Raw genomic sequence first — 26272 nt, 5'->3', positions numbered from 1 at the left:
ACGACCTATATTCATCAATTCACTATTTTGTTATTCTGTCAATGCGTAAGTCCTAGTCAACTGTTGTTGACTAAATTGTTACAAATTCGTTACATTAGTTTATATAAAGTAATAACTTGACCTGACAAACTAAAGACTTACTCAACTGCTCATCATTAAGTAAGGCAGTGAAATTGACTCAACTAAGCAAAAAGGGTTATACACTCAGTTGTCACCAAAATCAGAAATGTTTCTTGTGCAGTTAGTTCATCAAGGCTTAATTCAGTATTACTATCTTTCATTGACATTTGGACTTCTCATAATCACCTCGGTTTAATTACCGAGGTTTTTTGTTGGTTTAGCAGGCTATATATTTTAATAAGTTTTTACATTTTTTGGCAGTATACATTAAATTATCTACTTGTTATATCAATATAGGAAATATTTTCCCAAATAAAGTTAATATTTGTGATTGGTATTTTTCCAAATCTAGCTAAAGTAAATATTTTAACGCTGAAATTTGATATTTTATAACAGCGATCGCTCGTCAATCAGGAAATGATATTTCTTTCCTTGTAGTATTTTAATGAACACATTTCAAGTAACTGGATCAATCAAATAATCATACCCTTTAAAATTGGTAAATTTCCCAGTTTTTGTCAGTATTTTTCACATATTCTAAGTTTATCCTGATCAGTCGCAAGTATCAGTGAACCCGTTATTTATAACTCTGTTGATGCGTAAATCTGAGAAATTTTGAATAAAAACCAGGAGTTTTACATATAAATATATGCAAACAGAGACAGTAGCACTGATTTTAATTGTGGATAATAATCTGGATAATTCGAGATTTTTGTCTACCTTATTAACAGACTCAGGGTTTAGAGTTTTGGCCGCTACTAGTGGACAAGATACCTTCCAAAAACTAGATCATATTATTCCTGACTTAATTCTGCTAGAAGCGATGATGCCTGGAATAGATGTTTTTGATCTTTGTCGTCGAATTAAAATTGATCCGATATTGCAAAAAATTCCAGTCCTTTTAATGATTGCTAGTAATGAAATACAAAGTAGATTTTTAGAATTGAATTTAAAATCAGTTGATTATATAAATAAATCATTTATGCCAGCAGAGCTTTTAATTCGTATACGTTTGAATTTGAACTTACTTAACTTAACTCGCTCTCTTGATCAAAAAAATAGTCAACTTAATCAAGAGATTGTGGCTCGTCAGATAGCAGAAGCACAATCATACCAACTCAGCCAAGATTTAGAACAAAGAGTAATTGAGCGTACTCAAGAACTTACCTTGGTAATAAATGAGCTACAAGCACGAGAGGAGAAACTAACCTATGCAGCCTTTCATGATTCATTAACAGGCTTATTTAATCGTGCTTGGTTAATGCAATATTTATCAGACATTTTTGCACAGCAGCCACCACAACAGGGATACGCAATTTTATTTTTGGATCTAGATCGCTTTAAGAGTGTTAATGATCATCTAGGACATCTTGTTGGTGATAAATTATTACAACAAGTTGCCCATCGCCTGAAAAATTGCATCTCTCAGAGAGATAAAATTGTTCGGTTAAGTGGGGATGAATTTTTAATTTTTCTTGTCAATCAAGATGGCATTCAATCTGTTGAGGTAGTTGCAAACTTTATTTTGCAACAATTACATATACCTTTTGAGATTGACACGTATCAAATTTCTATTGGCGTTAGTATTGGTATTTTACCTTCTACTCTCAGTTATCAACAACCAACTGATATCCTCAGAGATGCTGATGCCGCAATGTACCAGGCCAAACGAGCCGGAAAAGGTTGTCATATAGTCTTTACGTCAGAAATGCAGCAGCAAACATTGCAACGCATTCAGCTAGAAAGTGAACTACGTCAAAGCATAGAAAAAAATGAGTTTTGCCTTTACTATCAACCTATATTTTGTTTAGCATCTCAAAAGCTAGTTGGTTTGGAAGCTCTAATTCAGTGGCAACACCCACAAAAGGGACTAATCTCACCAGATAAATTCATCAAAATTGCTGAAGAAATGGGCATCATTTCAACCCTGGACTTACTAGCATTACAGTTAGCGTGTCAGCAACTATATCTGTGGCGACAAGAATTTCCAATTGCGAATTCATTAGTAATACATATCAATATATCTGCCGTACAATTGCAACAGTTAGATTTAGTAGAACAAATTAAAAAAATTCTCAATAATAATCATATATCACCATCAGCAATGAGGTTAGAAGTTACAGAAAATGCTTTCATTAAAGCATCTAGTATTGTCAATCAAATTTTAGAAAAAATTCATACTCTTGGGATGAAACTATGTATAGATGATTTTGGCACTGGATACTCTTGTTTTAGCCAATTGCATACATTTCCTGTTGATACAATTAAAATTGATCGTTCATTTACCAAAAACTTAAATACTAATTCTAAAGGAACAGCTATTGTGCAGAATATGATTTCCTTTGCTAATGCTCTAGGAATTTCTGTTGTGGCTGAAGGTATTGAAAATCAAACACAGTTAAAAAGTTTGCAAGAATTTGGCTGTGAATTTGGACAAGGCTATTTATTTTCTCGACCTTTACCTAGTGAACAAGTAACTAGTTTTTTAAAATTACAAAATTTTTGAAACCAAAGAAATACTTCCCTTCTATCTCGTTCCCTATCACCTTTTACCGTTCGGACGTTCGGCGTTCTCTCAGTTCCTTGCCGGACGCTTACGCGTAGCACAGTGAAGCTTGTGACTTATTCCTTAAAAACGTAATTATATCAAAAACTCATCTAATGGTAGATACATAGAAAATTCTTATATGACATAATTATAGCTAGACAATTACAACAAGCAATCATCAACCTCAGATATTATGGCTCGGCTAGCTCAAGTTATTCAAAATACATTTATTCGTTTGGTAGCTTTCTTATCGTTTTTTTTCAAAAGAACTTTTGACTTTATTAGCAGTTTATTTAATGGTTTTGCTAATTTGTTTGGATTGAATAAACCTAGTTATTTTTTAGAATCTGAAGAAGTACAAAGTACAAAGAAATATTCAGATCAAGAGTCAATCACAACACAGCTAGATACTAAGCCTGAAATCTTGACTTCTGTTCGTCGCCGTCCTAACACCAAGATGGACTATTACGTCAAAATGGCGCGTGAAATTCAAAACAAATAGCTGAAGTCAAAGATAGTAATTTGGAAGAGGGGGTAGTGAATGCTGAGTCAACTGATATTCCCTACACCCCTCCTACCCTGGGTCTAATTCCACGACATTGGAGGTAAATTTAACTCACTTGATTCTAATGTGGTGAGGTAGTATTTAAACCATTGACCTGCTAATTGCCCTACCTCTTCAATTGCACCGGGTTCTCCAAACTGGTGAGTTGCACCGGGAATAATGTGTAATTTTTTGTGTTGTGCAGAAATTTGCGCGATCGCATCTTCATTCATGGCTATAATCGGGTAGTCATTTTCACCCACTATTAACAAAGTCGGTGCTTGTACCCAGGGTAAGGTTGCACTTACTAAGTCAGTTTGTCCACTACGGGAAACAATTGCTTTCACAATCATTGGACGTGCTGTAGCCGCTAATAATGCTGCTCCACTACCCCTATTTACACCAAAGTAGCCAACTTTGAGATTTTGGGTAGCAGGGTTTTCAGATAGCCAATCTGTTACAGCTACTACCCGTGTAGCTAAAAAATTAATATCACAGCGAAAATGCTGGGTACGTTGGTCTATTACTTCCTCTTCTTTAGTCATTAGGTCAATCAAAAAAGTTGCTAGTCTCCCTTCCTGACGCAAGATATGGGCAAGATAGTGGTTGAAAGTGCTATATCGACTACTGCCACTTCCTTGAGTAAATAGTATAATTCCCTCTGCATCTGTCGGTATAACTAGCTCTCCCTTTAAATGAATTGAGCCTAGTTCCAGAATGACTATTTGTTCTTCAACGTTCAATAGTGTGATTTTATTCATTGTTATAGCTTAAAAATGGGTTTAATCAGGGTTTAGAGATAATTTATGAGGAATTCTCACACCAGTTAAAATAATTATTAGATGAGGTCTTTCTCATTTCATTGATGAATCAAAACTGTTGATGCGGAGTTTAATTAACACAATTATCAAGATATATAGAATAATGATGATAGTTTCAATTTATAACTAAAATTTGAAGAGCTTGTTAGTCCTGATTTAAGATGATAGCTAGCTTAACAAAAATCAGGACGATACCTGTTAATTTTTCACTCTTTTATTTTATCTAGACTTATTTTATCTATATTAGCTTTATATAATCAATTAATTCAACTATCAAATTTAAGAATAATCATGAGCAAATATCTAAGAAATATATTTTTGTTAGATAAATCTAGTGAGTAGTATCTATTCAAAAGCCTTTTAAGTAAAATGGGAGACTATTAATTATGTATCACCGAATTTTAGTTGCTATTGACCAATCAGAAATGGGTGAATATATTTTCGAGCAAGCTGTATTTTTAGCTAAATCGACTGATGCAGAAATCATGTTGCTCCATGTTCTTTCTCCATTGGAAGACCCTTATCTCAGCCCTATATTTATGCAGCCTGATACCATGTATCCCACTGTACCAGCAGAACCAATGGACAGTTATATTCAACAGTGGGAAAAACTTAAACAAGAAAGATTAGAATGGTTGCGATCGCTCATGAATAAAGCTATCGATGTAGGTGTAAAAACTGGGTTTACTCAAAATATGGGTGATGCAGGTCGGATTATTTGTGAAGTAGCTCGTAGTTGGCCAGCTGACTTAATTATGCTTGGTCGTCGTGGTCGCGCTGGACTCAGTGAGTTTTTCTTAGGTAGTGTGAGTAATTATGTGATTCATCATGCTACTTGCTCAGTCATGGTTATCCAAGGCAAAATTCCTAGCACATCTGAGGCTCTTCAGTAAAAATACATAATTAATGTTTAAATTATACCGTTAAGGGCAAATTCTTAAAATCAGAATTTGTCCTTGATTTCTTGTACGACCCGATAAAAAATTTACATAATACTTTACAAAAGGGAGCTTTTATCAGTACAAATGATAAGATGAGTTCTAAATTTTACAATGACTAAGCTATGCCTTAGTTACTTTTTCACTATGGAAACACTTGCTTATTTGCATCTAGCCGAGAGTTACGAAGGATTTGCCAATTCAGAACAGCAAAGTCTTACTGATGCTATGTGCTTTCTGAAACTAGCATGGATAAAGAAGCACAGTCGAGTTTTTATCCTACTAACTGTTTCCTTTGCTATGGGTTCTATAAGTGTATCGAATCCAGCTATGGCTCTCAAAAGAGGTGATAGAAGCCCTCAAGTTATATCTCTTCAGCAAAAACTGCAAGCAGTGGGGTACTTTCAATCCAAACCCACAGGATATTTTGGCTCGGTGACAGAAACCGCAGTGATCAAATTTCAGCAAGCTCATGGCTTGAGGGGTGATGGAATTGTTGGTTCTAAGACACTGGCGGCTTTAGAGTCTAATTCAGGGTTAGGTGAATCAGCCGCATCAAACACCGAACATAGCACCGCGTCTTCAGTTGTTAATGATCCTCAATTACAGGTAACATCAAAGCGATCGCTAAAAAGAGGCGACAACAGTTATCGTGTGATGTCCCTACAACGCAAATTGCAAGCATCTGGATACTTTAATGCACCCATTACAGGTTATTTTGATGAAGCAACGCAAGCATCAGTAATCAAATTTCAACAAGGTAAGAGACTGACTATTGATGGTATTGCCGGGAGACAAACATTATCAGCTCTAGAGTCTAATTCTGGAGATTTCAACGCTGCACCTTTTTTGGCAACTTCTCCAGAACCTAAAATTACAGATAACTCTCCAGAGTCCAAGAATCAAGTCGAAATCGAACAACCACCAGCGAAAGTTTCCATTCGTCCACAAAAGATGAAACTGGTAAAAACAATTTCTTCTAGTAAAATTTCGCCTAAATCGGTGGTTTATTCGGGTAATGGCCTATTTTTTGCCCAGAACATGATGTATAACCACTCCATTACTGTTTATAACCGGGATTATGAATTAGTCAAAGTGATTCCCGATGAAGTAGATTTATCAAAATATGGTTATACCAAAACCCCAGGTAAATATAGAGGCGCACCAGTTGAGGCTAGTTTTTCCCACAATGGTAAGTATGCTTGGGTGTCTAACTATCAAATGTATGGCCCTGGTTTTAACAACCCTGGTAGTGATAAATGTCATCCATCTCAAAAAACTGACAAGAGTTTTTTATATAGAATTAATACAGACACTCTAGATATTGATAGAGTAATTCAAGTTGGTTCAGTTCCCAAATATGTAGCCACATCAGCTGATGAGCAACTGATATTAGTCAGCAACTGGTGTTCTTGGGATTTAAGTATTGTAGATGCCAATCAAAATCAGGAAATCAAACGGATTAAACTAGGAGCATACCCTCGCGGAATTGCCGTTGATACCAAATCCGAAAAAGCCTATGTTGCTGTCATGGGTTCTCAGAATATTGCTGAAGTCTCTCTGAGAGACTATTCTGTCAAATGGCTGAAAAATATAGGCAGTTCACCACGTCATTTGAACATAGATCCTACTGGTAAATATCTCTATGCTTCTTTAAATGGGGAAGGAAAAATTGCCAAGATTAGTTTATCCCAAAGAAAAGTAATAGATAAAGTCATCACAGGAAAAACGCCGCGTAGTATGGTGTTATCAGATGATGGTCAAATACTTTATGTTGTTAACTATAAAGAACATACTGTCAGTAAAGTTCGGACTAGTGACATGAAAGTGTTACAAAAAGTAAATGTAGATGCTCATCCCATTGGAATTACTTACGATCCACAAACTAGGGAAGTTTGGGTGGCTTGCTATTCTGGAAACATTATGATTTTTCAAGATTAGAGAAGATTGAATTTATTGGGTAAATATTAGGACTCCTATTTGATTTTTGTTGGCGTAGCCTGTGCTTGCGCTTAAGCACTCCGTACAGTCAAACAGCCCCCTTTTTTACTCCCTACTTCCGGATTACACAAATAATTATGGCTACGCTTCCGTAAGGGATACAAAAATCACAGATCATTACTACCTATTTGGTAGATATTTTCGGATAAATCTCTTATTTTGCTTTTAAATCAATGAATTAGCTGAATAACTTTAAAAAAATAGAGTAAAGCTGTCGCGATGAACTTTACCTTTCATCTTGCACCTCATGATTAAAATCGCGGCTACACAAGCGTTTCTGCCGGATGGCCTACTGACCCAGGCTTAAAAACCTGAATTTTGCGTTAAGTCGGTGGGTGGATTTATCTACGAGATGCTACGCGAAGAGTTATATAGCTACGACTTCCAGTCGTTCGGGCTTGATGCAAGTTAAGAGTTCTGAAAAGATGTAAGTTTTGTAACTAAATTTTATTTTTTTAAATTCTTCGACACAACTCATAAATATTTCTGACTCATAGGATTTTTATTGGCAATAAAAATCAGAATTTCCACGGATATAAATCAAATTAACAATCTCTAAAATAGTTACATCTAAATAAAAGCGTTTTAATGTTGGAGCATATAGTGAAGTGTAGCAATTCGATTTGATTCGTGAAAAAATTAACCGTAATTTATACTAGCTTGAGAACAATTTGTATCGTACATACTCAATTGCTGTATTTTTGCAGTGTTTTTAATTAACCTATTTTTTCATGATCAAATTAATTTTGTAACATTACAAAACATAAAAAGATAAAAGTCTACTATTTAAAACAGTAGCCTCAATAAATTTATCAACATTAAACAGCTTTCTTAGGGTATCTGAATAGATGAGCTATTGAAAAAGCTGGCTTGTGAATTAAAACACACAGTATGAACACCTGGAACTGATGGTATCAAATAACATTTTAGATGAATTTAAAAACTGCACTCAACTGCAATATAACGGGCAGTTGATTCTTAGTAGTCCAAAAGAACATCAATGGACTTTCTACTATCGATTAGGAAGGATAGTTTGGGCGGCAGGAGGAACGCATCCTTTTCGGCGATGGCGTAGACTTATGGCTCAACATTGCCCGCAAATTGATGTCGATAAAATCCAATTACGTAAGCAAGACGTAGCAACTAATTACTGGGACTATCGTCTTTTGGAAGTTTTGTATAAAAAACAAAAAATTCAAAGAGAACAAATTCACGCTATTGTAGAAAATACTTTAGCAGAACTTTTATTTGACCTAGCCCAGCAGACAAAGTTTGTTGCAGTCAAGTGCGATCGCAATCAAGGGGTGATCCTAGAAACACCCATGAGTTTTACTAGTGCAGATGTGTCGATGAAACAAATGCAAGACTCATGGAATGTTTGGACACAAGCTGGTTTAGCAAATGTTTTTCCTGACTTAGCACCAGTCATTAGAAGACCAGAACAACTACAGGCTCTAGTCAGTCCGCCAGTATACAAAAACTTTGTAAATTTGATTAATGGCAAGCTGACACTGCGAGAGTTAGCCGCCAAAATGAAGCAAAATGTCTTGCCTGTTTCTCGTTCCTTGCTTCCTTATGTCCTCAAAGGCATCATCGAATTAGTAGAAGTAACCGATTTACCTTTAGTTTTGACAGAACCTGCAAATAACTCTATATCTGCACAGCCGAAAAAAGCTTACGCTCCATTGGTAGCTTGCGTAGATGATAGCCCTCAAGTCTGTAAAATGCTGGAGGAGATTATTACCTCACACGGACTGAGGTTTATCAAAATTCAAGATGCTGTACAGGCTTTACCAATTCTGATTCAGGAGAAACCAGACCTGATTTTTTTAGACTTAATTATGCCTGTTGCTAGTGGTTACGAAATCTGCACACAGTTGCGACGAATTTCTACTTTTGCTAATACTCCTGTAATTATTTTAACGGGCAATGATGGCCTATTAGATAGAGTGCGCGCTAAAGTAGTCGGGTCTACGGATTTTCTCACTAAACCTGTGGCTACAGATAAAGTTATGAGCATTGTACATAAGTATTTGCCTATAACCTCTTCATCTACAGCCAAAAGTAAATCCCATTTAGAGGTTTTTCAACAAGGTATAGCTTGAGTTATAAGCGAAGCAGTATTGGAATTAGCTTGAGCATATTCTCAGGCTTAAATTATGCTTTGGATTTTTAAATGATTTTATTGTGAGAAATAATATCAGATTCGTAATTAGTTATGTTTCCAACAGTCATGGAATTCCACCCCATCCTCGTGAAGGGGGTGGAGTTCTTCGGGTTTCATACGCAATCAATTGGAAATAATATAACAATAAAAAATGTAACATTAGGTAGTTTTTCTGAGCCAGATTTAGCAGTAAACAACCACAATAACAACAAACTAAAATCCTGGTTGTGTCTGGCTTAAATGACCATTTAATTTATATTGGCTAAGTTATCAAAATTTACAAAGGGATACTATGGCTACTGTTTTAGTTATTGAAGATGGCTTGACTGATATGGAAATCCTCACCCGTTATTTACAACAGGCAGGTTGTTCTGTCATTAGTGCAACAAGCAGCGAAGAAGCTCAAATTAAAATGATGGATAATAATAGGCCAGATTTAATCTTTCTAGATGTAATTTTGCCGGGCAAAAGTGGCTTTGAAATTTGTCGAGAACTGAAAAATAACCCTGATACCAGCAAAATACCTGTAGTGTTTTGTTCTACTAAAAATAGTGATGTAGATAAAATCTGGGGAAATATGCTAGGTGCAGAAGCTTATCTTTCTAAACCCATCAATCAGGAAGAGTTAGCATTAACACTGAAGAAATTTTTTAATTAAGCATTGTAATCAAAGGATTAATCATCTTGGAGAAGCCGCAAAAATTTTTAAGTTTTAATTTGGGAGTTCGAGATACAGCAGTAATTTCCTTGGAGCAGATCACAGAGGTTTTGCAAATATCTTTGGGGGATATATGTGGTGTGCCTCAAATGTCTAGTTATATTTTGGGTGTTTATAACTGGCGTGATGAAATGCTGTGGTTAGTTGATTTAGATGAGATGCTCGGTTATCCCCCATTGTCACAAACAGCAAATATGCTGGTTAAAATGATGGCAATTGTACTAGAAGAGAATGGTAAATATTTAGGTTTATTAGTAAGGCAGTTGATGGATATTGAGTGGCTATATACTCATCAAATGAAAGCTCCATCTGCGGAATTATTTTCTCCATCAATATCACCTTTTTTACAAGGATATTTTATTAATGATGATGAGAAGATGATGTTCAATCTTGACGCTGAGGCTATTATTCATTCTCCTGTGTGGACTGGTCATAATTAAATACAAGGGAATAGAGACAAATCAAGTCAAAAGTCAAACTTGTACTCCTAGGTTGTTCGCGGTAGCAAAGCAATCTACGCGCTAACTGTACACAGTGAAGAACTCCTAGGGATTGAGGATGGAGGCTGGGTTATCATTCGGAAATTGCGGAATGGCTTGTATAATTCAGTCCATAATAATTTATTAAATTCATAGTTTATTTGAGGTTAAAAAATGGCAATCACGTATCATAAAAATCATGGAAATGAGCCTTCAGTAACTAAAGTAGAATCAATAGAAAATACAAAAGAAAATGTTGATTTAGATAATCAGGAGATATCTGATACGATCGCGCAGGAATTTAAAGCTTGGCGGCTACAGCTACAGGATATTATCACTCATATCCGGCAAGCATCTAATCTAGATACAGTATTGAAGGTGACTGTTGCGAAAGTTAGAGAGAAAATTAGCTGCGATCGCGCCTTAATTTATCAATTTAACTCAGCCGATGCTGGCACAGTTTTGGCAGAATCTAGAAACTTGGGTTGGACTCCTACTTTGGGTGAAATTCTCCCAGGTATTATGTTTGGTTTACATACCAATTATGACTATGTAGAACCCGTAGCAATTGAGGATGTTAATCAAGTACAACTAACTCCCTATCAAAAACAACTGTTAGATAAATTTCAAATTAGAGATAGTTTGAGTTTACCTATTATCGTCGCTGGTAAAGTTTGGGGACTACTGGCTGTTAATAGTTGTACTTATTCGAGGCAATGGCAAGAAGCAGAAATTACCTTACTATCTCAAGTTATAACAGAATTAACCTACAAGTTGCAGACATTTGACTTTCATCGAGAATTGCAACTACATACCCAGTCTAAACAATCATTAGGCAAAGTCATTGATAGTATTTTGCGGACATCAAATGTTGATAAAATATTTCAAACTACTACTCAAGAAGTCCGCCAATTATTGAAATGTGATCGCGTAGGTCTTTACCGCTTCTACCCTGATTGGGGTGGAGAATTTGTGGCTGAATCTGTAGGTCATGGTTGGGTAAAACTAGTAGGACCAGGGATTAAAACAACTTGGGAAGATAGCTACCTCCAAGAAACAAAAGGGGGACGTTATCGCCATCAAGAAAACTTTGTAGTTAACGATATATACAAAACCACTCATGCTCCCTGTCACCTAGAGATTTTAGAACAATTTGAAGCCAAAGCTTATATGATTGTTCCTGTATTTACCGGGGAAAATTTATGGGGTTTATTGGCAGCTTATCAAAACTCTGGTTCTCGTGAGTGGCAATCCTGGGAAGTTGACTTTTTGAGTCAGATTGGCTTGCAATTTGGTGTTGCCATTGCTCATGCAGAATACCTAGAACAAATGCGGGTGCAATCTGAACAACTGATGCAAATTGCGGAAAAAGAAAAATCCTTCACCAAGATAGTTAACCGCATTCGTCAAGCCCAAGATGTAGATAGTATCTTTAGGGCTACTACCCAAGAAGTCCGCCAATCCTTAAGATGCGATCGCGTAGTTGTTTATCAGTTTACGCCAGACTGGGGTGGTTTGTTTGTAGCTGAGTCAGTTGGTCAAGGTTGGACAAAATTAGTCGGGTTTGATCTCAAAACTGTTCTCAATGATACCTACCTCCAAGATAATCACGGGGGTCGATATGTTAGGGGGGAAAACTCCATCGTCAATGACATCTATAAAGTAGGTTTTAATTCTTGTCATATTGACATATTGGAAACATTTCAAGCCAAAGCTTACATCATAGTACCCATCTTTTTCGACGAAAAATTATGGGGCTTATTAGCAGTTTATCAAAACTCTGGTTCTCGTGTATGGCAATCGTGGGAAGTTGATTTTCTAACTCAAATTGCTGGACAATTTAGCCTAGCTAAATCTCAGTTAGACTATCTAGAAGAAGTGCAAATAAAAACTGAAAAATTAACTCAGATTGCCGAACAAGAAAAAGCCTTTACTAAAATAGTCAACCGTATCCGCCAAGCTTTAGATTTAGAAGAAATTTTCAAAATTAGTACCCAAGAAGTCCGGCAATTATTGAAATGCGATCGCGTTGTTATTTATCGCTTCAATCCAGATTGGGGTGGGGTATTTGTCGCTGAGTCGGTTGGTCATAATTGGGTTAAATTAGTCAGCCCCGATAACCAAACAGTTTGGGAAGATACCTGCATCCAAGAAACTCAAGGGGGTCGATTTGTTAAAGGTGAAAACTGCGTTGTTAATGATATCTATCAAGCTGGTTATGCTGCCTGTCATTTAGAGATATTAGAGCAGTTTGAAGTCAAATCTCACGTCATCGTTCCTATTTTCTTTGGTGAAAAACTATGGGGACTATTAGCAGCCTATCAAAATTCCGCTCCTCGTGATTGGGAAGAATCACAAGTCACCTTGTTAGCCAGAATTGGCGACCAACTAGGACTAGCATTACAACAAACCGAATACTTGCAACAACTCCAGACGCAATCTACCCAACTTGCAGAAGCCGCCGCACGGGATAAAGCAGCCAAGGAACTACTGCAACAGCGTTCTATTCAACTACTGATGGCAGTCCGACCTGCTCTCAACGGTGATTTAACAGTACGTGCGCCGATTACAGAAGATGAATTAGGCACAATCGCCGATGCTTACAATAATACACTGCAAGCACTGCGGCAAATCGTACTGCAAGTACAGACATCTGCCGGCAAAGTTGCCCAAACTTCTAGTACAAGTAATACTTCCCTAGCAGGGTTGAATAATTTAGCCCAACAACAGTCTGACGAAATTAATCTGGCTTTGAGTGAGATTCAACAGATGCTCAATGCTACCCAAGCTGTGGTAAGTAGCGCAGAGTTAGTGCAAGTAGCAGTCAAACAAGCCAACCAAACTGTTGAGTCTGGTGATGCAGCCATGAACCAGACAGTGCAAGCCATCCAAGCAATTCGTGAAACTGTAGCTCAAACCAGCAAAAAGATTAAACGCCTGGGTGAGTCTTCCCAGAAAATCTCCAAAGTAGTGAATTTGATTAGTAACTTTGCGACTCAGACAAACGTACTAGCTTTGAATGCTGCCATTGAAGCCACACGCGCCGGGGAATACGGTAAAGGCTTCGCAGTGGTAGCTGATGAAGTCCGTTCCTTGTCTCGCCAGTCAGCCGCCGCCACCATCGAAATTGAAAAACTAGTCCAGGAGATTCAAGAGGAAACAGGAGAAGTGGCGGTAGCAATGGAAGCTGGGATTCAGCAGGTAGTAGAAGGTACGAACTTTGTCAATCAAACTAGGCAAAACTTAAATGCGATCGTTTCTGCCACTGCGGAAATTAGTCAATTAATTCACCAGATTACTGATGCGACACAAAAGCAAATGGGGCAATCGGTAACTGTCACTAATTCCATGAAAGATGTAGCAGAAATTGCTAACAAAACTTTTGGCGAATCCCAAGAAATTGCTGCTGTATTTCAGGATTTATCGAATATGGCACAAGATTTATTAACAACTGCTAGTAAGTTTAAAGTGAGTTAAATAATAGGGAAATAGGGAATAGGAAGAGTAGAGAGTGAAAAATTTTTAATATTACCCATTCCCAATTCCTCATTTCCCATTTCCAATTCCCCATTACCCACTCCCCTATATTATGATTACCGACATTAAAATTCGTGAACAGGGCTATATTTATTTTCTAGCAGAAGCCCCTGAATTACTAAAAATTGTTGAGCAAGAACTGTTAAGTTTATCAGAAAGTCATAGCACAGCTAAAGTGCATAACTTAATGCGGGCAACTCATACAATTAAAGGGGGGGCTGCTACCATTGGGCTAGAATTAATTAATAAGATATCGCATTCTCTAGAGGATATATTTAAATCTCTATATAGTCCGGATATCCTTATAGATTTTGAATTACACACACTCTTATATCAAGCTTACGAATGCTTAAAATTAGCACTAAATTCAGAAATAAATAATATTGTAATTAATGAGCAAGAACTTTTACAAAGAGCAAATTTTATATTCATACAAATTCAAGCAAAATTGGGTGATCATTTCGGGAAAGATACTTATATTCCCACATCTCAAGAATTAGGGTTTGATATTGTCCAGTCTATTTTTGAATCCGGAATAAAGCAACGTTTAGAAAATATTCGTGATGCTATTAGCAATATAACAGATAATATTGAATTTATTGACTTTTTGACTTCTCAAGCTGAAGTTTTTATTGGTTTGTCTGAATCTTTAAATTTACCCGGTTTTGAGGAAATTTCTCAAGCGATTTTAGCAGCATTAAAAACTAATCCAAGTCAAGTGCGTCAGATTGCAGAAATTGCTCTAGTTGATTTACAGCAAGCACAAACAGATGTATTAGCAGGCGATCGCACTCGTGGTGGTAGCCCTTCCACTGCTTTATTAAACCTGATAATTACAACAAAAGATCAGTTATCTACAGCAATACAAACACCTGCTAAGGAATTAATTTATACTGAATCATCAGATGTAAAAAATGAGTTTTACCAATTCTTAATTACATCAGAAAACAATACAAATCAGGGTATTAAACCAGAAACTGCTAAGTTTTATTTAAAAGTAATTCATTACATATTTAGCTGGTTTAATCATGAAACGGAAATTCCAGTATCAGAAATGGATATAGATATATTAATTTCCAATCATGAAAATGAAAATTACTTGAATTATGTTGAAAATTGGTTGAATAAATTTTTAGAATTTATCCGCAATGATGATGATAGCGAAAGTCTTTGTCTTTATCGTCAAGGAATGATCTTAATTATTCTTTTTGCGGTTGCCAAATTTCAGTATTCTCGTAAAAAAACTGATAATCGTATATTTTTTATAAAAGCACTACAAAATAAAATTAGCTTATTAGCTACAGAATATAAAAAACATCCTCCTGTAACTCCTCAAGAAAAAGATTGGTCTGATAGTCCAAAACTACAAAAGTTACTGGTTATTCAACCTATACAAAAAACAAATAATGCTGTAGATTCTAACCTTTTAGAATCAATTTGGGGAGGGGAAAACAACCAGGATTTAGCAGATGAATTAGTAAATGATCAAATTCAGCGAGACGATGAAATTAATGATAATGCCCACCCTGAAAAATATTTATCTGTTATTGACCAAGTAAATACAGATGATATTGCTGAAAATGTAATTGATGTTGTTAATAATAAAATAGAAGAAAAATCTCAACCGTCTCATAGTAAGAGAAACCAATCTAGTTCATTTATACGTGTAGATGTAGATAAACTCCAACGCATTAACTACTTGGCTGGAGAGTTATTAGTTTACCAAAAAAGACGAGCATTAAACGATGAACAAATTCAAGATATAATTGAGAGGCTATCTGAGCAACTGAGCAGACATCAAGAAACGTTAAATCAATTACGTGATTTGCCATTACAGATGCAAAGTGTAAAATCACATCATACACAAAATTTTGCATCTGTGAAATTTGATTCATTAGAAATGGATGTTTATACAGAATTCCATTTAACATTACACGAATCCATAGAAGAGACGCTGCAATTACAAGAGACTACCGAATCAATTGATTTACTCTTAAAACAAGCTAGCCAAATTAGTGATAAAAAACAAAGTTTAGCTTTAAATCTGCTAGATAATTTAGTCGAAGCTAGAATGTTACCACTAGGTAATATATTGAATCGCTTTCCCCAGATGGTTAAACAACTGGGTAATGTTTATCAAAAACAGGTGGAATTGCGACTCACAGGTACAGGATTACTAATAGATAAAGCGATCGCCGAAAAAATCTACGATCCCCTACTACAACTAGTACGTAATGCTTTTGATCACGGTATTGAACCGCCGCAAGTTCGCCGGGAACGAGGTAAAGCAGAAACAGGTGTCATCGAAATCTGCGCCTACCATCAAGGTAGTCAAACAGTGATTGAAGTCCGAGATGATGGACAAGGATTAAATTTAGACAAGATTCGCAAAAAAGCTGTTGAACTAAATTTGCATCCAGGAAATGCTCATTGGGATGAATCTGATTTGTTTGATGTCATGTTTGCACCCGGATTTTCCACTGTTGATCAGGTGAGTGAAATTTCTGGGCGGGGAATGGGATTAGATATTGTGCGTTCTCAACTGCAAACACTTAACGCCTCAATTTCAGTACAATCTCAGCCCAATCAAGGTACAAATTTTATATTTAAAATTCCTTTTTCTATGACTACCGATCAATTAATGTTAGTTCAATCTGGTGGTGTTGTTTACGCTTTACTATTGGATAGTATCGAAAAAATTATTATTCCTACACCTCAACAAATCAAAGAATTTGAAGGTAAAAAAGTTTTGCATTGGCATAAAGACAATGATGAAACTATGGTTAGCCTTTATCAACTTTCAGATTTGATATCTTATAATGGTTCGTTATCTCCCAATATCATCGATAGAAATTTGCTAGCTGAACATAACACAGAAATCATGAATAATCCCGTGTTGTTGCTGAGGCACAAATACGGCGTGTTTGCGTTAGAAGTTGACCAAATTATTGGTGAGCAAGAACTAGTAATTAGACCTTTAGGAACTGCGATCGCTCCACCAAAATATATTTATGGTTGTAGTAGTTTGGCTAATGGTAATCTCATCTTAGTGATTGATGGAGCTTTGTTTCTCCAGTCTGTTGAGATGCAAGCTACACTAGATGTCGGCGCATTACCAGAAGCTAATTCTGCGAATAATTCATCCTTGCCAGTCTCAGATTCCACGCTCAAATCAATACCATTATTAGCTGCTTCTAAACCTACAAATCCAAACTCTATAGAAGAACCTCACCCCAATTTCCCAAGAGTAGTTCTAGTAGTAGATGATGCGATCAGTCTGCGACAAACTATCTCTTTAACCTTGCAAAAATCTGGTTATCAAGTAATACAAGCACAAAATGGCATAGAAGCTTTAGAACAGTTACAAAGGTATCCTCAAATTCAAGTTGTGATTTCGGATTTAGAAATGCCCCGCATGAATGGCTTTGAATTATTAAACCATATCCGAAATCACGCAAATTTGGCGAAATTACCTGTAGTCATTCTGACTTCCCGCAATGCCGACAAACATCGGCAACTTGCCCAAGAATTAGGCGCACAAGGTTACTTAACTAAGCCTTATTTAGAGCATGAGTTACTAGCTACAGTTGAACGATTAATCAATACAGAAAAAGAGAAATTAAACCAGTTTGTCACTGTGTAATTCAACAAATTTAATTCAATAGAATATAGAGAGCCGATTTCTTTAAAGAAATCGGCTCTCTGAGTATTTGCTCTCTTAGTGCTTAGGTTTGGTTTCACCAAATCTAATCAGAAGAGCGATCGCAATACTCACGGCTAAAATTAATGTCATACTCAAAGCTGAACCAAAACCCCAGTTTTGAGTCACTCCCAGAAATTGGTTATAAACTAACCGTGCTGCCGTCATACTAGAACTACCACCCAATAATTCTGGATCAATAAAATCCCCTAATCCTGTGATAAATACCAGCAATGAACCAGCCATAATTCCCGGCAAAATTTGCGGAACTGTCACTTTCCAAAAAGTCTGGATGGGATTTGCACCTAAATCTGCTGCGGCTTCTAATAAACGCCGATCTAACTTTTCTAGGGAAGCATATAAAATCAAAACCATATAGGGTAACAAGCTGTAGCTCATACCAATCAATACAGCCGGTACGCTGTTGAGTAATTGTAGAGTAGGTAAGCCTAGACTCGTTAGCAGACTGTTTAATAAACCTGTGCGGCGCAAAATCGTAATCCAAGCGTAGGAACGCAGTAGGGAAGAAGTCCACAAAGGTAAAACAAAACCCAATACCAGCAAATTACGCCAACGTTGCGGTGCGATTTGAGCAATCCAATATGCAACGGGGAAACCGAGAACTAAACACATGATTGTCGTGCTAGCTGCTAACCATAGCGATCGCACAATTACTTTCAAGTATAGAGGATCAACTATACGGATATAGTTATCAAATCCTCTAGGGTTAACTATATCTCCTGGTCGAATATCCGGGACTAAACTTAATTGAAAAATGATTAGTGTTGGTAGCACCAGCAACAACAGTAACCAAACACCAGCAGGTGCAAGTAATGTTAAAGGTTGTAACCAATTAAATCGGGGGCGATTTAATTCTAGGTTTTCAAGATTACGAATTTCAGTAGACACAATTAGGAATTGGGAGACAAGAGAGCAGGGATAAGAACTAATGAATAATGACTATCTCTAACTACTAGTTAATTGAGTCCAATATCGCTCATAAATTTCTTCAAATTGTCCCAAAGGACTAATGCGTTCGCACTTTTCTAAAAGCGGATCTGGAGGAAACAAATTAACATTATTCTTAATGTCATTGGGTAATAGTTCAAATCCTCCAGCATTGGGTGTAGCAATTTTTAATCTTTTGCTAATGGTTGCGGCTATTTCTGGTTGTAAAATAAAGTTAATCCAAGCATAAGCACCATCTATATTTGGTGCTGATTTAGGAATTACCATAGTGTCAGTCCATAGTGAAGAGCCACTGCGAGGAATTACATATTTTAGCTTAGGGTTTTCCTTGCTGACTCTGATTGCATCGGCAGAATAACACATTGCTAAAACCAAATCACCTGCTAACATTTGATTTTGCCAAGCATCAGTATCAAATGCTGCGATCGCAGGCTTTAATTCTGTTAATTTTTCATAAGCTTCTTTAATTTGGGTTTCATTTTGTGAATTGTAGGAGTAACCCAACATTCGCAATACTGCACCCATAACTTCCCGCACATCATTTAATAATGTCATACGCTTATTGAGTAAGGCTTTATTTCGCCACATATAATCCCAATCTTCAGGTGCTTGTTTCAGAACTTCGGAGTTATAAATTAACCCAGTTGTTCCCCAATTGAAGGGGATACTGTAGCTGTTTTTGGGGTCGTAACTGGGATTTTGAAACTGAGGAAATAAATTATCTAAACCAATCAGGCGATCGTTTTGTAATTCTATTAATAAATTTTTTTCTACCATCTTCTCTACCATATAATCAGATGGGTAAATCAGGCTATAAGTACCACCACCTCCAGCTAATAGTTTAGCTAACATTACTTCATTAGAATCATACGGATCTACCAACACCTTCATTCCAGTTTGGGTACTGAAAGCTTGCAATAGTTCTTTATCAGAATATTGCGTCCAAGTATATAGATATAATTGGTCAGTGCGCCCAGAACTAGTAGAAGCCCGCACATCAGCCAATCTCCAGCCACAACCAGCTAAAGATAAAGTGGAAAGTGCTATTACTCCTTGTAAAAAATTGCGTCTGTTAGTCATTTGTTAAGAATCAATCGCTAAACAATCATCTTCTCCCCACCAAGCGTAAATGGGCGTGTCTCGGTCTGGTAAGTTGCCAAAGGTGTTAGGTTGTAAAACATTAATGCTGATACCGTTAATTAATTCCACAACATAATTAACGTGAGTTCCTAAATACATGATATTTACTAGCCTTCCCTCAAAGCAGTTGTTGACTAGAGTTGGCTGATATAAGGAAAGCTGGATTTTTTCTGGACGTACACTTACTACTACAGCTTTTAATAATTCCGTTGGGGTGTCTTCAGTGCGATTTATGACAATAGTGAATCCCGTTTTTGTCACAACTTGCACCAGTGACGCTTCTACGGCTGTGATTTCACCGCTAAATAAATTTGTATCACCGATAAAATCTGCGACAAAAGATGTCTTGGGACGTTCGTAAATTTCGATAGGAGTCCCATTTTGCTCGATTTTGCCTTGATTCATCACGGCGATGCGATCGCTTAATGATAACGCCTCCTCTTGGTCGTGCGTTACCATGACAAAGGTTAACCCTAGCTCTTTGTGTAAATTAGATAACTCGACCTGCATTTCTTTACGCAGTTTTAAATCTAACGCCCCCAATGGTTCATCTAACAGCAAAACAGCCGGACGATTAACTAAAGCTCTGGCCAAAGCTACCCTCTGCTGCTGACCTCCAGAAAGTTGATGAGGAAAACGCGATCGCAAACTTTCCATTTTCACCAGCTTTAAAGCTTCGTTAACTCGACTTTCAATTTCGGCTTTACCGAGGTTCTCTTTTTTGAGGCGTAGTCCAAAGGCGATGTTATTCCACACATTTAAGTGGTTAAACAAAGCATAGCTTTGAAATACTGTATTCACGGGGCGACGGTAAGGTGGTACATCAGTCATAGACTGACCCTGAATTAATAACTTACCCGCATCAACCTGTTCAAACCCAGCAATGAGACGGAGTGTAGTAGTTTTTCCACAACCAGAAGGCCCCAAAATACTAAAAAACTCCCCCTGTCTAATATCCAAATCGATTCCGTGTACTGCCGGTTCTTGGTTGAAAAACTTGAACACATTCCGCAGTTCCACATCAAGCGGCTGAAAAGCCACGATTCCTCTCTGGTGCTGGGTCACAGTTTGAGCCATAATCTTTAGTAGAATGCCACGAGTTTACGTGATTTTGTCACCTAATGTAGCTTATTAAGCAGACAAAATATCACACTTGGGTTTATTGTATCCGTCGAAAACCTCTGTGCCAAAAATCATGTTCCTAATTGTTACACACGCCTCCTAAAGTAGCCATTTATGGGAAATCTACGTAAAAGAGACTGGGTTTAACCTTCCTATGGTGGGAAACCCGCCTACAGAACTTTTGTCTACGACACGCCACGCGTTAAGCTTTGGCGTAGCCTCTTTGACAGGAGAAGCTATGCCGCAGGCTTTACGCAAAATTCAAAATTCAAAAGTAAAATTAGTTTACCTATATATTTTTTTCCTATGGCTACATTCCAACCAACTCCCCTGGGAGGAAAAAAAAATACACGTACAGTCGGACGGAATTACCAGTCTATATTTTTGATTATATTTACCTTATTAATGACGACTGGGATCAGCGTTCGGTTGGCATATTTGCAAATTATGGAAGGAGAATATTACCGCAAACGAGCCGAATCAAATCGGATTCGGATGATTCCTAAACAACCAGAAAGAGGTAATATTTTTGACCGCAACGGCAAACTATTAGCCAGTACGCGTTATCCTCGTTCTGTATATTTGTGGCCAATGGCACATACCAAACCTTCGTGGACAGTCGTCGGGGCGCGTCTATCTAAAATTTTGGAGATTCCTCAAGACGAAATTGAAAAGAAACTCGAAGATGCTGGTGCTAACTCATCTTCTCTTATTCGGATTGCACGTGATTTGAACGAAGCCCAAATCACAGCCATAAAAGAGTATGAAAACGAACTGCAAAATGTGGAAATACATACGGAAGCAGTTCGTTACTATCCCAATGGTCGGCAATTAGCTCATATATTGGGCTATACACGAGAATTAACCGCCGAACAACTCCAAGACAAGAAAAAAGACGGCTACCGTCTAGGAGATGTGATTGGGCAAATGGGCATAGAAAAAGCCTATGAAACCTCACTACGGGGCGAATGGGGAGGTCAGCAGGTAGAAGTTGATGGGGCTGGGCGACCACTGCGGGTATTGGGAGAAAAACAAGCCAAACCAGGTAATGATATCCGCCTGACCATAGATTTAGATATGCAATTAGCAGCAGAGAAAGCCTTGGGAAATCGCAATGGTGCGATCGTTGCTCTTGATCCCAAAAATGGGGCTGTTTTAGCTATGGTGTCTCACCCCACCTTTGATCCCAATATTTTCTCCAAGCAAAAACTGACACAAAAAGATTGGGAGTCTGTACAAGGTGCAGATCATCCGCTAGTCAATCGCGCCATCAGTGCTTTCCCGCCCGCCAGTACCTTTAAGATTGTCACAACAACAGCCGCGCTAGAATCAGGTAAGTTTGCTCCTAACACAGTCTTACAAACTTATGGTTCTTTAACTGTTGGTGGAACTCGTTTTGGTGAGTGGAATCACGCTGGTTTCGGCCCTTTAGGTTTCGTGGGAGCAATGCAGTGGAGTAGTGATACTTTCTTCTATCAAATTGCTAAGGGAGTCGGCGGCCCTACTCTGATTAAATGGACTCGTAAGTATGGCTTTGGGCAAAAAACAGGCTTTGAATTCGCCTCAGAAGAAGCAAAAGGTTTAGTACCCGATGAGGAATGGAAACAGAAAGTTTGGAAAATGCCTTGGACTGTAGGTGACAGCATTAATATGTCTATTGGTCAAGGTGCTTTATTAACTACTCCTTTGCAAGTGGCTGTGATGTTTGCTGTCCCAGCTAATGGTGGCGATCGCGTTCAACCACATATACTTAAAGACAATGAAGAAGCTAAAAGTTGGCGAGAAACTGTCCATATGAAGCCATCCACCGTGAAAATTCTCCGCGATGGATTGCGTAAGGTAATCTCTGACGGTACAGGCAAAGTTTTAAATAAACCGACTATTCCGCCAGTGGCTGGTAAAAGTGGCACAGCTGAAGCATGGAAGCGCGGTGTCAAGCAAAATCATACTTGGTTCGGTGCTTATGCTCCTGCTGACAATCCAGAAATATTAATTGTCGCCTTCACTGAACATTCCGGTGGTGGTGGTGGTAGTCTTGCAGCCCCAATGATTTTAAAAATTATGGAAGACCATTTTCAACGCAAGTATCCCGGTAAGTATCAAAAACCAGTCAATGGTCAATAGTCATTGGGTATTGATCAGAAAAAAGTCAAAAGTCAACATTTTTGCTACGCTCCGTGTTGGCGTAGCCTCTTTGAGAGAACGTAGAGAAGGGAACGGTCAAAAGCCAAAAATTCTTTAATGCAAGAATTTTGTATTTTGAATTGGTTTGTCCCCATTCCCCAAATTACTGCTTCTGGGTAGCGATCGCTAATTTTGCTCCCTTAACTTGTCGTACTTGATCCATCACAGCTACTACTTTACCGTGTCCTACTTTTTCATCGGCATTAATAATTACTAACGGTTCTGAGTTAGAACCAGCTACATTACGTATCTGTTCTGCTAGAGAATTTACGAGAATTAGTTGACGATTCAGACTAACTTCTCCTTTTTCGTCAATGCTGATGGTAATTTTTGTAGGTACTTGCTGTTTATTAGCTGTGGCTGCCTGCGGTAAATTTACTGGTAATCCTTCTGATCTAGTTAAAAACAGCGTTGACATAATAAAAAATGTCAAAATCGCAAATATCACATCAATCATCGGCACAATATTTATCTGTGCAGGAATATCTGGTTCATCTTGTAGACGCATAGGCTTTCTGTCCTCGTTCATAGCGGCGGCGATAGAGTAATTCTAACTGTCCTCCATATTCTTGAAATAAAGCCATTTGCCGACTATAAAGTCCGCGAAAGGAGTTGGCGAAAAACAGTGTAAATATAGCAACTACTAATCCGGCGGCTGTAGATACCAAAGCTTCACTGATCCCATCTGTAACTTCTGCGGTTTTCGTACCTCCTACATCGCCAATATCCAAAGAAGCAAAGGAAGCAATCAACCCTAATACTGTACCGAGTAGACCTAACAGTGGTGCTAAACCAATAATGGTGTCAAAAAGGTTTTGAAAGCGTTTGAGTATGGGGATCTCAGCTTGCGCTTCACTTTCTAAAGCTAAACGAAATTCTTCTGGATTTGGTTCTTCTAATTCCAGCGCAGCTAAAAAAACCCGTGCAAGGGGCAAATCTGCATTTTTTCGGAGTTTATCTATTGCACCCACTACATTGTCTAACCGATAGAGTTTTAATACCTCGGCGATGACACGACTTTGACGATTATTGATTCTCAGCCAAAACCTGACACGTTCAATAATTAGTGCCACCCCCAATATAGAAAATCCCAATAGCGGCCACATAACTACGCCGCCAGCTGTAAACAGATTCGTAATTCCCATGAAGAGCCTCGTTAAACTAAAAACACAGAGACTATTAGCATCCTCAGATAACTTGAGAGGAATTGTCAAGACATTTTAAATAAATATGCAATTTTTTTGCAATTAATTTATCATAATTTTCCTAATAAAAACGCTATAAACGTCTCTGTAACTATTTTATAGTCATTTGATACAGCTAATAACTTGATTAGTTAATTACTTGATATTTGTATCTAAGCGTTCTAGTATGTCTATGTTAGTAATATTAGCTCGCAATAAATTATGACCTTTTCGGGCATAGCTGTTGAGCAGCGTTCCAAGGAAACTGAGGCTCTCAGGTCTTTTCTGGTTTACAGTCTGATTGGCTCAGTGGCGTTGCATATTGGTATATTAGCCATAGGTATAGGCAATCTGTTGCAAAGAACTCCTGATCTAGAAAATGAACCTCTAGAGGTGACAATAGTTGATCCTCCGACGGTAGAAACAGAACCAACACCACTGGAGATTAAACCTGAACCAAAACCTGAACCAGAAACTCGACCACAACCTCAAAAGATTGCTCCCGTGGCGATCGCTCCTGTAAATTTAAAACCTGAGCCAGTACAAAAGATTTCTAATAACCTCAAAACTCCTCAAGTTCAACAGCCGCCTGAGAAAATTAGCACCCCAACCCAAAAACTACAGTCAACAACACAACCCCAACCAGTCCTCACATCTGAACCTACTAACACACAGCAAACTGCAATCCAAGCTGTAGAGCAAAGCAGTAACAAATTAAGAGGGTTGTTAAGTGGAATTAGAGATACTAGAGCAAATAGTGCTGCTGTAGGAGAGTCAAATAATTCTACTACTACAGGCTCTAACGTCCCTGTACAGTCTAGTAATAATAGGCGAAGCAGAGGCATTGAAACACAAGCTACAGCCCCAAGTCCTGCAAAAATAGAAAGTCCCTCCAGCAGTAATAATACTAATAATTCTTCCAGATCAGGAAATGGCCGTGCAGCTTGTCGTGATTGCGGTATTAAGTATCCAGAGGCAGCTAGAAGAAGAGGCGTAGAAGGCAAAGTTGAAGTAGCTGTTGATACTGATGAAAAAGGTAATGTTACTAACGTCAGGATTGTCAACTCCAGTGGTAATCGTGACTTAGATCAAGAAACTCTGAGACAAGCACGTAACTGGAAATTAAAACCTGCGGCTAATGGTAGAAGTGGAGTATCCATCGCCACTGAATATGCCATCACAGGTTCTCGGCGTTACCGCGAACTGCAAGAACGCAAAAGACAAGCACAAGCAAGACAACGATCTGCTGCTGCTAATAGAAATACAACAGAAGCAGAATCTAGTAGTCGGCAAACTTCCAGAGCATCAAATAATACAGAAACTTCCACAAGAAGTAATACAGAAACTAGAGTCAGACGCAGGCGATTATCTCCTACATCCCAACCATCAACAGCATCAAGCACCAACAATACTAGAACCTCTGAAAATCAAAGAAGGATCAGAAGTTCTTTCATTAGGGCGCGACGTGAGCGTACAGATACGCAATCTTCACCCCGATCGCAACCAACGGCAACTCGGCGGCAGCGACGTATTCCCACACAAGAAGCCTCATCTTCTAGCGCAAGTAAGCTGAGGAATGCTTTACGTCGTTCTCGTCAGCCATCTCAATCCTCATCACCAGAGGCTTCTACATCTAGTGGAGAATAAATCTGGTAAGCGATCGCGCTGATAAACTATCAGGATGATTTTGAATTTTAAATTTTGAATTGATTCATTGATCGCGCGTAAAACCCCATCCCCTTGTGGATGGGGTTTTACGTGCGGCAAAAGCGGTAGCGTTAGCGACGTAGGAGCGTCGGAACGAGCGTCTCGTCTGCCCCTTATTTTGCATTATGCTTTTCCTTCTCTACGTTCCCTTGCACGTCACCTTGCTAGTCCCGTATGAGCTTTCTGTACTAATAGCTGTAATACAAGTCAGTTGAGTAAAAGCCTTGGCACTGCTCAATATCCGATCGCTCGTTTAGGCAATGCCGTAAGCTAGTTGGGTATGTAGATTTGGCTGACTCAAATACTATTATGTAGAATCGATGTTTGCGATCGCGTTCAGTTTTTGTAGAACTTCGTGTATAAATTGTATGATTTATATTTTTATCGGGAATT

General features: G+C 38.0%; 17 protein-coding genes. 11 read left to right on the top strand and 6 right to left on the bottom strand.

Annotated features, from left to right (window positions below; genetic code table 11):
- The first annotated feature begins 769 nt into the window (after positions 1-769).
- Positions 770-2626, top strand: coding sequence for an EAL domain-containing protein (locus tag ACM0OR_RS01840; RefSeq protein WP_414574771.1), 1857 nt, complete (start codon positions 770-772; stop codon positions 2624-2626).
- Positions 2627-2861: 235 nt separating this feature from the next.
- Positions 2862-3170: a threonine dehydratase gene (locus tag ACM0OR_RS01835; protein ID WP_414574770.1), complete on the top strand. Its 309-nt coding sequence runs from the start codon at positions 2862-2864 to the stop codon at positions 3168-3170.
- A gap of 83 nt (positions 3171-3253) precedes the next feature.
- Here ACM0OR_RS01835 and ACM0OR_RS01830 read toward each other — a convergent pair whose 3' ends face one another.
- Entirely contained in the window at positions 3254-3973 is a 720-nt protein-coding gene (locus tag ACM0OR_RS01830) for a dienelactone hydrolase family protein (RefSeq protein WP_414574769.1), read from the bottom strand.
- Between the two features lie 446 nt (positions 3974-4419).
- Here ACM0OR_RS01830 and ACM0OR_RS01825 point away from each other — a divergent pair, with 446 nt between their 5' ends.
- The 7 genes from ACM0OR_RS01825 to ACM0OR_RS01795 all read left to right on the top strand — a co-directional run bounded on the left by ACM0OR_RS01825 (position 4420) and on the right by ACM0OR_RS01795 (position 17516).
- Entirely contained in the window at positions 4420-4926 is a 507-nt protein-coding gene (locus ACM0OR_RS01825; RefSeq protein ID WP_323267438.1) for a universal stress protein, read from the top strand.
- A gap of 192 nt (positions 4927-5118) precedes the next feature.
- A complete protein-coding gene (locus tag ACM0OR_RS01820) occupies positions 5119-6912 on the top strand; it encodes a peptidoglycan-binding protein (RefSeq protein ID WP_414574768.1) in 1794 nt (597 codons plus the stop codon).
- Positions 6913-7880: 968 nt separating this feature from the next.
- A complete protein-coding gene (locus ACM0OR_RS01815; protein WP_414574767.1) occupies positions 7881-9077 on the top strand; it encodes a response regulator in 1197 nt (398 codons plus the stop codon).
- Positions 9078-9431: 354 nt separating this feature from the next.
- Positions 9432-9797: a response regulator transcription factor gene (locus tag ACM0OR_RS01810; protein WP_414574766.1), complete on the top strand. Its 366-nt coding sequence runs from the start codon at positions 9432-9434 to the stop codon at positions 9795-9797.
- A 26-nt stretch (positions 9798-9823) separates the two neighbouring features.
- Positions 9824-10297, top strand: a complete 474-nt coding sequence (locus ACM0OR_RS01805; protein WP_414574765.1) for a chemotaxis protein CheW — start codon at positions 9824-9826, stop codon at positions 10295-10297.
- 213 nt (positions 10298-10510) lie between these two features.
- Positions 10511-13813: a GAF domain-containing protein gene (locus tag ACM0OR_RS01800; protein ID WP_414574764.1), complete on the top strand. Its 3303-nt coding sequence runs from the start codon at positions 10511-10513 to the stop codon at positions 13811-13813.
- Positions 13814-13925: 112 nt separating this feature from the next.
- On the top strand, positions 13926-17516 hold the full coding sequence (locus ACM0OR_RS01795) for a response regulator (RefSeq protein ID WP_414574763.1): 3591 nt from the start codon (positions 13926-13928) through the stop codon (positions 17514-17516).
- A 75-nt stretch (positions 17517-17591) separates the two neighbouring features.
- On the opposite strand, the gene ACM0OR_RS01790 is transcribed toward ACM0OR_RS01795, so the two are convergent.
- Genes ACM0OR_RS01790 through ACM0OR_RS01780 form a run of 3 tightly spaced genes read right to left on the bottom strand, consistent with a single transcriptional unit; the run spans position 17592 to position 20759 of the window.
- Positions 17592-18482 carry an ABC transporter permease gene (locus ACM0OR_RS01790; protein ID WP_414574762.1) on the bottom strand — a complete coding sequence of 297 codons (891 nt, stop codon included), beginning with the start codon at positions 18480-18482 and terminating at the stop codon, positions 17592-17594.
- Positions 18483-18539: 57 nt separating this feature from the next.
- Positions 18540-19622, bottom strand: a complete 1083-nt coding sequence (locus ACM0OR_RS01785; protein ID WP_323267412.1) for a spermidine/putrescine ABC transporter substrate-binding protein — start codon at positions 19620-19622, stop codon at positions 18540-18542.
- 3 nt (positions 19623-19625) lie between these two features.
- A complete protein-coding gene (locus tag ACM0OR_RS01780) occupies positions 19626-20759 on the bottom strand; it encodes an ABC transporter ATP-binding protein (protein WP_323267411.1) in 1134 nt (377 codons plus the stop codon).
- 351 nt (positions 20760-21110) lie between these two features.
- Between ACM0OR_RS01780 and mrdA the strand changes: the two genes are divergently transcribed.
- Positions 21111-22928, top strand: coding sequence for a penicillin-binding protein 2 (gene mrdA / locus ACM0OR_RS01775; RefSeq protein WP_414574761.1), 1818 nt, complete (start codon positions 21111-21113; stop codon positions 22926-22928).
- A 163-nt stretch (positions 22929-23091) separates the two neighbouring features.
- Here mrdA and ACM0OR_RS01770 read toward each other — a convergent pair whose 3' ends face one another.
- Positions 23092-23496 (bottom strand): ExbD/TolR family protein, encoded by a 405-nt coding sequence (locus ACM0OR_RS01770; protein ID WP_190702628.1) that lies wholly within the window; start codon positions 23494-23496, stop codon positions 23092-23094.
- Entirely contained in the window at positions 23480-24133 is a 654-nt protein-coding gene (locus tag ACM0OR_RS01765; protein ID WP_190702625.1) for a MotA/TolQ/ExbB proton channel family protein, read from the bottom strand. The genes ACM0OR_RS01770 and ACM0OR_RS01765 overlap by 17 nt, the downstream gene beginning before the upstream one ends.
- 261 nt (positions 24134-24394) lie before the next feature.
- Here ACM0OR_RS01765 and ACM0OR_RS01760 point away from each other — a divergent pair, with 261 nt between their 5' ends.
- Positions 24395-25819, top strand: a complete 1425-nt coding sequence (locus ACM0OR_RS01760; RefSeq protein WP_414574760.1) for a TonB family protein — start codon at positions 24395-24397, stop codon at positions 25817-25819.
- Positions 25820-26272: the final 453 nt, after the last annotated feature.

It is taken from the genome of Anabaena sp. CCY 9402-a, from assembly GCF_963920945.1.
GTDB lineage: Bacteria > Cyanobacteriota > Cyanobacteriia > Cyanobacteriales > Nostocaceae > Trichormus > Trichormus minutissimus.
This window is presented reverse-complemented; position numbering and strand designations above follow the sequence as displayed.